This is a genomic window from Herbidospora sp. NBRC 101105 (genome assembly GCF_030269205.1).
Classification (GTDB): Bacteria; Actinomycetota; Actinomycetes; order Streptosporangiales; family Streptosporangiaceae; genus Herbidospora; species Herbidospora solisilvae.
On record NZ_BSSX01000001.1, the window covers coordinates 1,193,139 to 1,205,616 of the forward strand.

A 12,478-nucleotide genomic window follows, 5' to 3' on the forward strand; every position below is an offset into this window, starting at 1 on the left:
GCCGGTTCAGCTGGACCGGTTCACAGGTCCAAGGAAGATCCGCCGAACCGGTCCTGGAGGAAGCGGCCCTGGTCCTTCAGGGCCTGTTCGTCTCCGGCGTGGACGGCGTCGGCCACCCGGCCCAAGCCCGTCTTGAGCAGGTCGAGCTGGCTGAGCAGTTCCTCGTGCGCGGCCTCCCTCCGGGAGAGCGGCAGGCGGCCGTAGGCGTCCAGACTGGTCGGGAGGTAGTCGCGGATGGTCTGGGAGACCACGTGGAGGTGGTCGGGGGACTCGACCCGGCCCAGTATGCCGCGCAGCGTCTGGGCCAGGTCGACCACGCGGTCGATCACGTCGGGCGGGAGGCCGCGCAGCCGTCCGACCAGGTGGTCGAGTTCGGCCCGCAGGGCGGCGGTCTCCGCCCTGGCGACGGACAACACGACGCGGGTCTTGTCGGAGGGGGCCAGGAGGGCGCCCAGGCCGTACAGGCCGATGACCACCACGGGCCAGAACGCGCCCGCGACGCCCAGGAACACCAGGCCCACGCCGGCCAGCCCGCAGATCGAGCCGACGATGTTCTTCGTCGAGCCCAGGTAGGTCAGGACCCGGTCACTGGTAGCCACGGATCTCCTTGAACGCCTCGGCCAGCGAGCCGTCCCTGGCGTCGAAGACGGCGCCGCCGGTCAGTTTCGCGACCTGGTTCATCTCGTCGGCGTCGCTGTCGCCGAACAGCACCACGAAGGTCCTGACGGCCTTCCGCTCGGGGGGAAGCGCCTGGTAGTAGAGCTGGAAGTCGAGGTACTCCGAGCCGTCGGTGTTCTCGCCGTCGGTCATCAGCACGATCGAGGAGTAGCGCCGCGAGTCGGCCTGCTGCTCGTAGGCGGCGCGCAGCGCGTCGTAGATGGCGGTGCCGCCGTCGGCCGACAGGCTCTCGGCGTAGGTCCTGATCTGGCCGAGCACCGGCTCGGGGTCGGCGGCGGGGATCTCGTAGTCCTGCCGTCCCTTGGGGTGGTCGCTGAACGGCAGCAGGTGGACCTGCTCCCGGTTGCGGAACCGGGAGAACGTGCCGTAGGCGGAGGTGTCGGCGCCGGTCAGCGTCACCAGGGCGGCGCGCAGGCTCTCGATGCGGTCGCCGTCCATCGAGCCGGAGGTGTCCAGCACGTACGTCGCCCGCGCCGGCACCCGCAGGTCGTTCAGGTAGGCGGCGATGAGCTGGTCGGCGGCCGACCGGCGGTTCGGGAACGGCAGTTCGACCAGCGAGGCCGACCCGAACTCGGGCGCGAGCGCGACCCCGGGCACGATCGGCCGCCGGTGGGTGGCCGTCATGATCCTCCGCTGGGTCTCGGGTGTACGCAACCACGCGACCAGCCTGTCGTACTGCTCCTTACGGCCGGAGGAGGCGAGCAGGGTCAGCGGGTAGTCGGCCGACACCACCCCGTCGGACGGATAGACCAGCGTCAGCCTGTCGCGCATGCCGAGCAGCACCGACTCGTAGTTGACCAGCCCGTCGACGTCGGGCCGCGCGGTGTAGGCGTCGGCCAGCCACCCCGACGAACCGGCGGTGAGCCGCTGCGCCGAGAAGAACTCCTTCAGGCGCGGCGTCACCGCCGCGATCGTGCCCGCGTCGAGGGCCTCCCCGGCGTCCGAGAGCGCCGCCGCCACCCCGACCAGGGCCGCGAAGCCGGAGTTGGACGAGGCCGGGTTGGTCATCCCGAAGGTGAACCGCTGCGCCGCGGCGGCGGTGGCGATGTCCGACCAGGTCACCGGCTTGCCGGTCCAGCCGAGTTCGGCCGCCTTGGCCGGCGTGAGGCCCAGCACCACCGGCGAGTTCATGATCTTCGTCTGGGTCGACAACTTCTCCCGCGCGCCGTCGATCAGCGACAGGTACCGGTTGGAGGAGAACCAGGTCGCGTCGTAGCCGGCGGCGTCGCCGCGGGCGACCTGCTCGGCGCCGTCGAGGGTGCCGGCGTAGGTGAACTCGACCTCGACGCCCGACTCCTTCAGCAGCGGTTCGAGGTCGGCGACCTCGCTGCCCGCCAGGATCCGGAACGGCTCGTCGGCCGAGCACGCGGTCAGGGACGCCGCGACCAGCAGCAGCGCCGACAACGCCCGCTTCATCGCTCGCTCCGGTCGCTCCGGTCGCTCCGGTCCAGGTGCCTGCGCGCGTTCTCGATCTCCACCGTCAGGCTGCCGACGGTGGTGGCCATGTTCTCCACGGCCCGCGCGCGGAACTCGTCGATGGTGTCGATGGTGGCGTAGACGTTGTCGAACGCCTTGCGCAGCGCGTCGAGGTCGACCGTCGTCGCGGCGGCCTGCGCCTGGATGTCGGCGGCCTGGCCACGCAGCAGCTCGCTCGTCGACACGATGAGGTCGGAGGTGGTCGTGTTGAGCGCGGTGATCTGGTCGAGCACCAGCTTCTGCCCGGCGAGCGCCTGGGCGACCACGACCGCCGTGCGCAGCGCGGCCATCGTCGTCGTGGTCGCGCGGTCGACGCCCTTGATGAGCTCCAGGTTGTTCTTGCGCACCAGGTCGAGCGCCAGGTAGCCCTGGGCCGAGACGGCGAGCTGGGTGAGCAGGTCCTGGTGGCGCTGGCGCACCGCGAACAGGGCGTCGCTGCGCAACGCGGTGGCCCGCTCCTCGTCGTGCTCGCGCAGGATCAGCTCCTCGATCTCGGCGTCGAGCGCGGCGGCCATGACGGCGTACTCCTGGAGCTTGAGCATGGCGTCCCACAGCAGGCGGCGCTCGCCCTCGATGGCGGCGTTGTCCTTGCGCAGTTCGTCCTGGCCCGACCTGAGCGAGCGCACGATGTCGTCGAGGTGCTTCTGCGCGCTCTGGTATCGGGCGAAGTAGTCACGCAGCCGGCCCGGCAGCAGGCCCATCAGGCGGCGGCCGGTGGTGGCGTTCTTCGGGTCGAGGTCGACGATCGTGCGGCGCAGCGCCACCAGGTCGCCGGCGACCGGTCCGTCGGCCGCCTTCAGCGGGCGGCGCAGCATGCGGTTGGAGACCTGCGACGACGCGCCGACCTCCGTCGCGCCCATCGCGGTGATGTCGGCGACCTTCCTGGTGAAGTCGGGGGAGCGCGGGTCGAGCGCGGCCAGTTCGCCGGCGAACGCGCGGGCCCGTCCGGCCAGTTCGGCGTCGCGTTCGCCGGAGATGGGCATCATCCGCGACGCCTTCTCGGCGGGCACCGGGGGGACCGGCTCCGGTGGCGTGAGTACCAGGTCCATCAGTCGTCCCTCAGAGGTAACGTTCTTCGATCATGGCGACGAGCTGGTCCAGATGGTCGTAGGTGGGCGGCTCGACCACGTCGACCAGATCGGGGGTGAGCGGGGTGCCCTCGGCGAGGCCGGCGAAGACGCCCGGGTCGGCCGTGCGGAAGCCGTGCTCGGCGGCGAGCCCGGCGAACTCCGGATCCTCGGTCAGCAGGCGGCCGACCTCGCTCGCGTTCTCGTCGAAGGGCACCAGGGTGTGCTTGCTGAGCACCGTCGGCGACGGGTAGAGCAGCCGCATCTGCGGGCCGATCGTGCCGTCGCCGGCGAACAGGCGGGCGGCGTACTGGGCCTCGTACACCATGATCATCGGGGTCTTGCCCATCCCCATGGCCAGGTAGTCCTCGAACGGCGCCTCCGAGGTCGACTCGGAGTAGCCCTGGTCGAGGAACAGCGGCGCGACCCGCTCGGCGACCCGCGCGTCGGCCCCCTGGACGACGTCGTCGCCGTTGGCGACGTAGCTGGTCAGCGCCAGGTACATGGCCGCCGAGTTCGAGGTGCGGATGTCGGTCGTGGTGAGCAGCACCCGTTTTCTGGCTTTGTACGCCGAACCGGGCAGCGCATCCCACCGAGTGCCTTCATCAACTAATTCCAGATATTTCTTGATGTCGAAGGTGGTACCGCTCACGACCCCCGCCCGGGTCAGCGTGGCCACGATCGGCTCGAAGGTCGCCACCGCCATCGGCGAGAAGAACGGCGCGAAGGTCGCGTTGACCCCGCGCTCCTTCTTGATCTTCTCGGCGGCCGGCGCGCTCGACGGGAAGGCGAACGAGTAGGTGTCCAGGTCCACGCTCGTGGCGATCTCGCGGGACCCGGCGGTGTCGACCTCAACCTGGAGGCCGTGCTTCGCGAAGGCGGCCTTGACCTGCGGGTCGTCGAAGAAGGGCTTCTTCTCCGACCCGATGACGCCGCGGACGACGGTGACGCCTGACCCCAGGTTGCCCAGGACGAGGGCCGCGACGACCCCTCCACCCAGAAGGACGGCCAGCGCCACGCCGAGTAATCTTCTCCTCATCTCATCTCGAATTATGTGAGACGCCGAGAAAACCGACGCGAGCCGCAAAAAGAATTCAGAGCTCGTTCACCGCGATTTCACGGGTGACGGTTTTTTGCTCCCGGTTCGGGTTTTCCCCCACCGTGTTCGACCTCGCTGCACCCCGATGCACGATTGCACCCCATGCCTGGTGATCCGGTGTGACGATGCTGTCGCTTTCGGATATCGGGGAGGCATCATGCACCATGACCCGCTCTTGCCGCCGGTGGTGGCACGGGCCCTCGACGACTACCGCGCCCTCCTGGCCGAGCACGGCATCACCTGGGGTGAACCGCCGATCGGCTACGTGCGCATGCTGAGCTTCCTCCGGTTTCCGGACGAGGCCTATCAGATGTCCGGCGACACCGACCTCGACCGGGCCTTCCGCGACGCCGTCAGCGGCCGGGAGGTCCCCGACGGGCTGACCGTGCTGCGGCTCACCCCCGGCGGCTACATCCTGGAGGCCCGCGCGAGCGCGGTGCTCTCCGCGACCCCCGTGCCGGGCGTGCTGCTGGTCGACTCCGCCCGGACGACCACCGCCACCGTCACTCTCGACGGAACCGAGCACGTCATCGGGCCCGGCGGCGCCCACCTGACCGAGTTCGCCAGCGACAGCGACCTGCGCTGCGACGGCGAGCCGGTCGACCTGTCGGTGCTCACCCGGGCCGCGGTCCCGGCGCGGCTGCGGCTGCGAGCCGGGTTCCCCTGCCGCTGGAGCGTGACGTCGACCGACGGCCAGGGCTGGTGGCCCGACGGCGTCCCGCACCGGCGCGACTACCACGGCGTGCCCTACTTCCACGGCGACGACCTGACGCTGCCCGTGCCGGCCGAACCCCTGGTCGTCCGGGTGACCCGCGGCATGGAGTACGAACTCGCCGAGACCCAGGTCGTGCCGTCGCCCTGGCGCGAGACCACCGTCGACCTCACCCCGGCCCGCGTCTACGACGCCGCCGCGAAAGGCTGGTACGGTGCCGACCTGCACGTCCACCTCAACTGGGCGGGCGACGTGGTGGCCGCCCCCGCCGAGGCCGCCGTCATGCAGCACGGCGAGGACCTGCACGTGCTCAACCTGGTGGCGGGCAACGTGGCCGGCCGCCGCGTCTACGACCAGGAGGCGCTGCACCACTGGGCCGGCCGCGACCTGCCCTGGTCGGACGCCGGGCACGTCGCCCGCATGGGCGTCGAATACCGCAACGACCTGCTCGGCCACGTGCACGCCTTCGGCCTGGCCGCGCCGCCCTCGATCTACCACACGGGTTTCCTCGACGACGCCGACTGGCCCCCGAACGGGACGGCCTGCGGCGAACTGCGCGAGCTCCAGGCCGTGCTCGGCTACGCCCACCCGTTCCACGGCCCGGTCGCCACCCCCGGCGACGTCATCGGCGCGGCCCGGCGCGACTGCAACGCCCGCGCGCTGGTCGTCGACGCCGCGCTCGGCCTGGTCGACGGCGTCGAGCTGCTGCACTTCTCCGAGTTCTCCGGCACCGTCGAGGTCTACCGCCGCCTCCTCGGCGCGGGCAACCGGCTGGCCGCGCTGGCGGGCACCGACTCGATGTTGTCCTACACCCGGCAGGACACCGTCTCCAGCCCGCCCGGCTGGGAACGCGTGTACGCCCGTCTCGGCGGCCCCCTCTCCGCCGAGGCGTACGCGCACGCCGTGCGGCAGGGCCGCACCTTCGCCACCACCGGGCCGTGGCTGGAGCTGACCGCCGGGGGAGCCGAGATCGGCGACACGTGGTGCCTGGCGGCCGGCGAGGAGATCGAGGTCGTCGCGCGCAGCGTCGGTCCCGAGGTGGAGCGCCTGGAGATCGTCACCGCGAGCGGCGTGGCCGCCGCCGGTCCGGGCGGCGAACTGCGCACCACGCTGACCGTCACCGAGCCGACCTACATCGTCGCCACCGCGAGCGGCGGCCCCCACCGCCGCAGCCTGCACCGCCGGGTGTACGCCCACACCAGCCCCATCTACGTCGACGTCGCCGGCCGCCCGGTCGCCCGGACGGAGGACGTGCGGTGGTGCCTCGACTGGCTGGCCCTGCTCGACCAGACCGTCAGGACGCACGCCCGCCTCGACTCCCCGAGCCAGCTCGCCGACCACCTCGACCTCATCGAGAAGGCCGCGCAGATCTACCGGTCGCGACTCTGACGAAATTGATTTGAAGCCGGGCGACCCGGCGTCTAGCGTTGACGACGTCACATCGCCTGCCCGGGGGAGATCCGTTGGAGCTCTAGAGATCATGTCCGTTTTTCTCTGACACATGACCTCTGGAGTTGGTGCGCCATGTTGCGCTGCGACGATGTCTTCTTCTATTGGGCCGACGGCACCCCCGTCTTCGAAGGCCTCGACCTCGTGATCGGCCCCGGCGTGACCGGGCTGATCGGGGTGAACGGTTCCGGCAAGTCCACCCTTCTCAAGCTGGCCGCCGGTGAGCTGGTGCCCATCCGGGGCTCGGTCCAGGTGTCGGGCTCGGTCGGCCACCTCCCGCAGAACCTGCCGCTCGGCGTCGGACGCACCGTCTCCGACCTGATGGGCATCACCGTGGCCCGTCGGGCCCTGCACGCCATCGAGGCCGGCGACACCGCCGAGGAGCACTACGAGAACGTCGTGTGGGACGTCGAGGAACGTGCCCGCGCCGAACTCGACCGGCTCGGCCTCGACGACGTCGGCCTCGACCGGACCGTCGCCACGCTCTCGGGCGGCGAGACGGTCATGGTCGGCCTGGCCGCCGAGTTCCTGCGCGCCCCCGACGTGCTGCTGCTCGACGAACCGACCAACAACCTCGACCTGGCCGCCCGCCACCGGCTCTACGACGCCGTCACCTCCTGGCCGGGCACGATCGTCGTGGTCAGCCACGACCGGGTGCTGCTCGACCTCGTCGACCGGCTCGCCGAACTGCCCGACGGACGGGTCTTCGGGGGCGGGCTGACGGCGTACGAGGAGGTGCTCGACGTGGAGCGGGAGGCGGCCGAGCGCATGGTCCGCGCGGCCGAGGGCGAGGTGCGGCGGGAGAGGCGGGAGCTCGTCGAGGCCCACGAGAAGCTGGCCAGACGGGTGCGTTACGGCAGGAAGATGGAGGCCCAGAAGCGTGAGCCGAAGATCATCATGAGCGCGCGGAAACGTGCCCAGCAGGAGAGCGCCGGCAAGCACCGCATCATGCACGAGCAGCGCCTCGCCGGTGCCCGCGACCGCCTGACCGAGGCGGAGGAGGCGGTCCGCGACGAGGCCGAGATCCGCGTCGACCTGCCGGGCACGGCGGTGCCGCAGACCCGGATGGTGCTCTCGTTCCCGCTCGGCGGCACGTTCGTCACCGACCGCGACGTGTCGGGACCGCTGGAGGTGGTGCCGGAACGGCGTGGCCGCCAACCGTCGGAGCTCGTCGTCAAGGGCCCCGAACGCATCGCGCTGCTCGGCCCGAACGGCTCGGGCAAGACGACGTTGCTGGAGGCCATCACCCGGTGGCCGGCGCTCGTGCCGACGCGGTATCTGCCGCAGCGGCTCGACGTGCTCGACGAGACGGTCAGCGTCGCGGCCAACGTGCGCGCCGTCGCGCCGGAGGTGTCGGACAACGAGATCCGCGCGGGCCTCGCGCGGTTCCTGTTCCGGGGCGGCCGGGCCGACCAGATCGCCGGCACGTTGTCGGGCGGGGAGCGGTTCCGGGCGGCGCTGGCCCGGCTGCTGTTCGCCCAGCCGCAACTGCTGCTGCTCGACGAGCCGACGAACAACCTCGACCTGGCGAGCGTGCGCCAGCTCGCGGAGGCGCTGTCGGGCTACCGGGGAGCGCTGATCGTGGCCAGCCACGACCTGCCGTTCCTCGACTCGATCGGCATCACCCGGCGGCTGGACCTGTGAACACGTGACGAACACGCGGCGAGCCGCGACCCTGTGACGGGGTCGCGGCTCGCCGGACGTTCGGGGATCAGCTGGAGAAGAGCATGCCCACCCAGCTGTTGCGGCGGTGGCCGTAGTGGCCGCCGTGGTGGCCGCCGTGACCCCAGGCGGGACCGTGGGCGGGGGGCGGCGGCGGGGGCGGCGGGGCCGAGTAGTGCTGCTGGGCCCACTGGCTCTCCATGCGGCTCAGGGTCTCGAGCTCGCCGTAGTCGAGGAAGATGCCACGGCAGTTGTCGCACTGCTCGATGTGGACGCCGTTGCGGTCAAGAGTCCGCATGTTGCCTCTGCACTTAGGGCACTGCATGAGGTTCATCTCCTTATGTGACGTGCACCGTTCACTCTAGGACAGCGGCGGGGCGGCAAGGATCCTCTCGCAGGAGGAGATCAGAGCCTCGGCCGCGTCGTCAAGCGGGACACCGTCTTCGCGGGCATTGGCCACCGCGACGGCCGCCAACTGGACGGTCAACGCGCGGGCCGGCCCGTCGAGTTCCCGCCACATGTCGTCACCGGAAATCGCGGTGCCACCGGCGCGCAGGTAGGAACGGGTCAGGCGATCCCAGCCCGCCGGATCCATCAGCCCGTTGGCCAACCACGCGGCGGGCCGGGCCAGATCCCACGCCGGGTCGCCCCAGCCGAGGTCGTCGGGGTCGATGAGCGTCCAGGCGCCGTCGTGGCGCAGCAACTGCCCGAGGTGCCAGTCGCCGTGCGTCAGGGCCCGCCGCCGCTGGTTGAGGTTCAGGGTCGTGTACGCCCTGCGCGGGACGTCGTGCGGTTCGAGCCGCGCGACCGCGCGTGTCACCCGTTCCGGGCCGCCCATCATCGGCACCCCGTCGGGCACCGGCTGGCGGTGCAGCTCGGCGAGCAGCTCGCCGGCCTCCTCCCACGGGGCGTCGTCGAGGTCGTCGGGGGTGAGCGGTGTGCCGGCGGGCCACACGGTGACGATCCGGCCGCCGACCCGGTCGACCGAGAGCGCGCGGAGCATCAATCCGGCCGGCAGCTCGACGGCCAGGCGCGCCTTCAGCGCGGCCTCGTCGGTGTCGGCCTCGTGGGCCTTCACCACCACGTCGCCCACCCGGACCACCAGCACGCGGGTGTCCTTCAGGACGGTGTGATCGCCGCCGCCCGCGTGGCGGACGAGTTCGTCGAGGAGGGACACGCGGACAATCTAAGACATGAGAATCGGCTTCGGTGTGCCCGTGTCGGGCACGTGGGCGACCCCCCAGATCATGGCCCGCGTGGCGACGCGCGCGGAGGAACTCGGCTACGACGAGGTCTGGACGTTCCAGCGGCTGCTCCACCCGGCCGGCACCGACATCGGCGCCGCCTACCGCAGCGTGCAGGACCCGATCGTGTCGCTCGCGTACGTCGCGGCGCTGACCTCGCGCATCCGGCTCGGCGTGGCCGTGCTGAACCTGCCCTTCTTCTCGCCCGCGCTGCTCGGCAAGCAGCTCGCCACCCTCCAGTCGGTGAGCGCCGGGCGGCTCGACGCCGGCCTCGGGCTGGGCTGGATGGAGGAGGAGTTCATCGCCTCCAAGGTGCCGCTGGAGCGCCGCGGCAAGCGCGCCGACGAATATCTGACGCTGCTGCGCCGGTTCTGGACCGACGACGTGATCGAGCACCACGGCGAGTTCTACGACGTCGTGCCCTCACGCCAGGACCCGAAGCCGGAGACGCCGCCGCCCATCCTGCTCGGCGGCGGGGCCCCCGCCGCGTTGCGCCGCGCCGGGCGGCTGGCCGACGGGTGGATCAGCTCCAGCCGCATGCTCGCCGACGACCTCCCGGCCATGATCGACCAGGTGAAGGAGGCCGCCGCGGAAGCGGGCCGCGAGGTGACCCGCTTCGTCTGCCGCGGCGTCACCCGGCCGGGGAAGGACGCCGGGCAGCCGCTGTCGGGTCCCTACGAGAAGATCCGGGAGGACGTCGAGGCGCTCGCGGAGAAGGGCATCACCGAGGTCTTCCACGACCTCAACTTCAACCCCGCCTTCGGCGCCCCCGACGCCGACCCGGCCGTCTCCCTGGCCCTGGCCGAGGAGGCCATGGAGAACCTCGCGCCCAGGGCGGTCCGGTAGATCGCCTGTAGGGCATAACAGTGCGCTGACCACCGTGATGCCGAACCGAGGGATCTCCGTACGCCATACTGCTCCGAAGTCTCCAGGATGCGGATCGGTGGCCTGATCGCGTGTTGTGTCTGGACTGCCGGACGGACACGGTTCCCGACTGGGAGAAATGCCCGGTCTGCGAGGGGAGCGACGCCGCTCCGGCTCCGGAGCCGTCCCCTGTCGAGCGGCGGCCGATCAGGTGGGGCGACTTCCTCGCCGCGATCCTCGTTGCCGGCCTGAACGTCTGGTGGCTCTGGATACTGTCGACGTGGTGGGGGTCGCCCGAGTTCTGGGACGTCTTCTGGAGTCAGCTGACCCTCCATCTCGTGCTGATTCCCACTGCCGTTCTGCTGCTGTTCCGCCGTACGGCGATGTTCGGGGCAGGCGTCACGCTCGGGCATCTGGCGTTGTACACGACTGTGAACGTGCCCGTCGTGATCGACGTGATCTGGAGAGAGCCTTATCACGACGACTGGTGGAACGGCTTCGTACTGGCGATGACGGCGGCTTTCCTGTTCTTCGGAATCGTGTGGCGGGACCGGCTGGGCTTCCGGGCGACCCGGCGGAACAGGATTCTGGCGATGGCGGCGGTGGCGATCGTCGTGACCTGGCTGCTGGCCAGGACCCTCCCGACGCGGGTCTATGAGCGATGGGACGGGACCACCTTCGAATGCTGCACCACCACGATCATCGACGCGGTAGACCTGGTCAGCGTCGTGCTGGCCGGTGTCTTGCTCGCGCTGTGCCTGGTCCTCGGCGTGCTCAGCAGGTCGGGGGCCTTCGGCGCAGGGATGGTCACCGCAGTCCTGCAGGGCCTGGGCTCGAACATCGCCACGGCGGCGGTCAGCGAGGGACTGTTGCCCGCCTTCTGGGTCACGGTGCTGATCTGTGCCGCGATGGCCGCTCTCGCGATAGCCAAATATGTGCACGTAGAACCGGAGCCCGGCTCTGAGGTGAGTACAGGGCACCCCGCGAGTGGTGACGGCGACGACGGATGTCTCAGCCTGTGACGGCCCACGACCGGATACGTCGCACGCCGATGCCCGCGTTGTGAAGCAGCCCGCGCCGGGCTGAGTTCCGTCGATGGCATGGTCTCCCAGGCCGGTGCGGGGCGTCCCCGCACCGGGCCTGTGGTCTCCCGGGCACGTCCTAGATGAGGCCGTACGCCCGCGCGATGAGCTCGTAGGAGCGGATGCGCGTCTCCGTGCCGTGCACCATCGTGGTGATCATCAGCTCGTCGGCGTCGGTGCGCTTGCGCAGGTCGTCGAGGTGGGCGCGGACCTGGTCCGGGGTGCCCAGGGCGACGGTCGAGAGGCGGTCGCGGACGAACTCGGCCTCCATCGGGCTGAACTCGTACTCGGTCGCCTCCTCGGGTGTCGGGAACGGGCCCGGCGTGCCGGACCGCAGCCGGAGGAAGGACAACGCGCCCGGCAGGGCCTGCCGGTAGGCCTCCTCCTCGGTCTCGGCGGCCAGCGCGGAGACGCCGATCATCGCGTAGGGCTCGGCCAGCACCTCCGACGGACGGAAGGAGGTGCGGTAGAGCTCCAGCGCCGGTTCGGTGTTGGCCGCGCTGAAGTGGTGCGCGAACGCGAACGGCAGGCCGAGCAGGCCGGCCAGCTTGGCGGAGAAGCCGCTCGACCCGAGCAGCCAGATCGGCGGGCGCTGCGGGCCGCGCGGGATCGCCTGGATGCGCGGGAAGGTTCCGTCGAGGAAGGCGGTCAGCTCGTTGACGTGCTGCGGGAACTCGTCGGGGTCGACCTCGGCGCGGCGGCGCAGGGCGTGCGCGGTGGCCATGTCGGTGCCGGGCGCGCGGCCCAGCCCCAGGTCGATGCGGCCCGGGTGCAGCGCCTCCAGGGTGCCGAACTGCTCGGCCACCACCAGCGGGGCGTGGTTGGGCAGCATCACGCCGCCCGATCCGACCCTGATCCGCACGGTGGCCGCCGCCAGATGGGCGATCAGCACGGCGGGGGAGGAACTGGCCACCCCCGGCATGCCGTGGTGCTCGGCCACCCAGATGCGGTGGAAGCCCCATTCCTCGGCCTTCCTGGCCAGGTCGGTCGCGCCGCGCAGCGCCTCGGTGGGGGTGATCCCCACGCCTACCGTCGCGAGTTCGAGGACCGACAGCGGGACCTCGGCCGTGCCCCGTGCGACACCGTGGATGTTGTCCATGACCTCAGATAACCGGAGTCTTACTCCGGTTATTTCCTTCTGCGAT

General features: G+C 70.9%; 11 protein-coding genes. 4 read left to right on the plus strand and 7 right to left on the minus strand.

Annotated elements, in window-relative coordinates:
- Positions 1–20: 20 nt before the first annotated feature.
- From QSK34_RS05345 to QSK34_RS05360, 4 genes are read right to left on the minus strand one after another with little or no spacing between them, the layout of a single operon-like run.
- Entirely contained in the window at positions 21–599 is a 579-nt protein-coding gene (locus tag QSK34_RS05345) for a hypothetical protein (protein WP_285580532.1), read from the minus strand.
- Positions 586–2,094: a vWA domain-containing protein gene (locus QSK34_RS05350; protein WP_285580534.1), complete on the minus strand. Its 1,509-nt coding sequence runs from the start codon at positions 2,092–2,094 to the stop codon at positions 586–588. The genes QSK34_RS05345 and QSK34_RS05350 overlap by 14 nt, the downstream gene beginning before the upstream one ends.
- Positions 2,091–3,203, minus strand: coding sequence for a toxic anion resistance protein (locus QSK34_RS05355; protein WP_285580536.1), 1,113 nt, complete (start codon positions 3,201–3,203; stop codon positions 2,091–2,093). The genes QSK34_RS05350 and QSK34_RS05355 overlap by 4 nt, the downstream gene beginning before the upstream one ends.
- Before the next feature lie 10 nt (positions 3,204–3,213).
- Complete coding sequence (locus tag QSK34_RS05360) at positions 3,214–4,260, minus strand: hypothetical protein (RefSeq protein ID WP_285580537.1); 1,047 nt, start codon at positions 4,258–4,260, stop codon at positions 3,214–3,216.
- A 217-nt stretch (positions 4,261–4,477) separates the two neighbouring features.
- Between QSK34_RS05360 and QSK34_RS05365 the strand changes: the two genes are divergently transcribed.
- Positions 4,478–6,421: a CehA/McbA family metallohydrolase gene (locus QSK34_RS05365; RefSeq protein WP_285580538.1), complete on the plus strand. Its 1,944-nt coding sequence runs from the start codon at positions 4,478–4,480 to the stop codon at positions 6,419–6,421.
- 135 nt (positions 6,422–6,556) lie between these two features.
- On the plus strand, positions 6,557–8,125 hold the full coding sequence (locus tag QSK34_RS05370; RefSeq protein WP_285580539.1) for an ABC-F family ATP-binding cassette domain-containing protein: 1,569 nt from the start codon (positions 6,557–6,559) through the stop codon (positions 8,123–8,125).
- A gap of 67 nt (positions 8,126–8,192) precedes the next feature.
- Here QSK34_RS05370 and QSK34_RS05375 read toward each other — a convergent pair whose 3' ends face one another.
- A complete protein-coding gene (locus QSK34_RS05375) occupies positions 8,193–8,477 on the minus strand; it encodes a TFIIB-type zinc ribbon-containing protein (RefSeq protein ID WP_502875352.1) in 285 nt (94 codons plus the stop codon).
- Between the two features lie 27 nt (positions 8,478–8,504).
- Positions 8,505–9,320: a phosphotransferase family protein gene (locus QSK34_RS05380; RefSeq protein ID WP_285580543.1), complete on the minus strand. Its 816-nt coding sequence runs from the start codon at positions 9,318–9,320 to the stop codon at positions 8,505–8,507.
- Positions 9,321–9,336: 16 nt separating this feature from the next.
- Here QSK34_RS05380 and QSK34_RS05385 point away from each other — a divergent pair, with 16 nt between their 5' ends.
- Together QSK34_RS05385 and QSK34_RS05390 are read left to right on the plus strand one after the other, a co-directional pair.
- Positions 9,337–10,233 carry a TIGR03619 family F420-dependent LLM class oxidoreductase gene (locus QSK34_RS05385; protein WP_161478292.1) on the plus strand — a complete coding sequence of 299 codons (897 nt, stop codon included), beginning with the start codon at positions 9,337–9,339 and terminating at the stop codon, positions 10,231–10,233.
- Positions 10,234–10,343: 110 nt separating this feature from the next.
- The gene (locus QSK34_RS05390) at positions 10,344–11,273 is read left to right on the plus strand and encodes a hypothetical protein (protein WP_285580548.1); all 930 of its coding nucleotides are present in this window, start codon (positions 10,344–10,346) and stop codon (positions 11,271–11,273) included.
- A 139-nt stretch (positions 11,274–11,412) separates the two neighbouring features.
- Here QSK34_RS05390 and QSK34_RS05395 read toward each other — a convergent pair whose 3' ends face one another.
- On the minus strand, positions 11,413–12,432 hold the full coding sequence (locus tag QSK34_RS05395; RefSeq protein WP_285580550.1) for an LLM class flavin-dependent oxidoreductase: 1,020 nt from the start codon (positions 12,430–12,432) through the stop codon (positions 11,413–11,415).
- Positions 12,433–12,478: the final 46 nt, after the last annotated feature.

Excerpts from the sequence above, each read along its gene's own strand:
- QSK34_RS05350 (WP_285580534.1), bottom strand. The coding sequence starts at position 2,094 with ATGAAGCGGGCGTTGTCGGCGCTGCTGCTGGTCGCGGCGTCCCTGACC.
- QSK34_RS05355 (WP_285580536.1), bottom strand. The coding sequence starts at position 3,203 with ATGGACCTGGTACTCACGCCACCGGAGCCGGTCCCCCCGGTGCCCGCC.
- QSK34_RS05360 (WP_285580537.1), bottom strand. The coding sequence starts at position 4,260 with ATGAGGAGAAGATTACTCGGCGTGGCGCTGGCCGTCCTTCTGGGTGGA.
- QSK34_RS05365 (WP_285580538.1), top strand. The coding sequence starts at position 4,478 with ATGCACCATGACCCGCTCTTGCCGCCGGTGGTGGCACGGGCCCTCGAC.
- QSK34_RS05370 (WP_285580539.1), top strand. The coding sequence starts at position 6,557 with ATGTTGCGCTGCGACGATGTCTTCTTCTATTGGGCCGACGGCACCCCC.
- QSK34_RS05375 (WP_502875352.1), bottom strand. The coding sequence starts at position 8,477 with ATGAACCTCATGCAGTGCCCTAAGTGCAGAGGCAACATGCGGACTCTT.
- QSK34_RS05385 (WP_161478292.1), top strand. The coding sequence starts at position 9,337 with ATGAGAATCGGCTTCGGTGTGCCCGTGTCGGGCACGTGGGCGACCCCC.
- QSK34_RS05395 (WP_285580550.1), bottom strand. The coding sequence starts at position 12,432 with ATGGACAACATCCACGGTGTCGCACGGGGCACGGCCGAGGTCCCGCTG.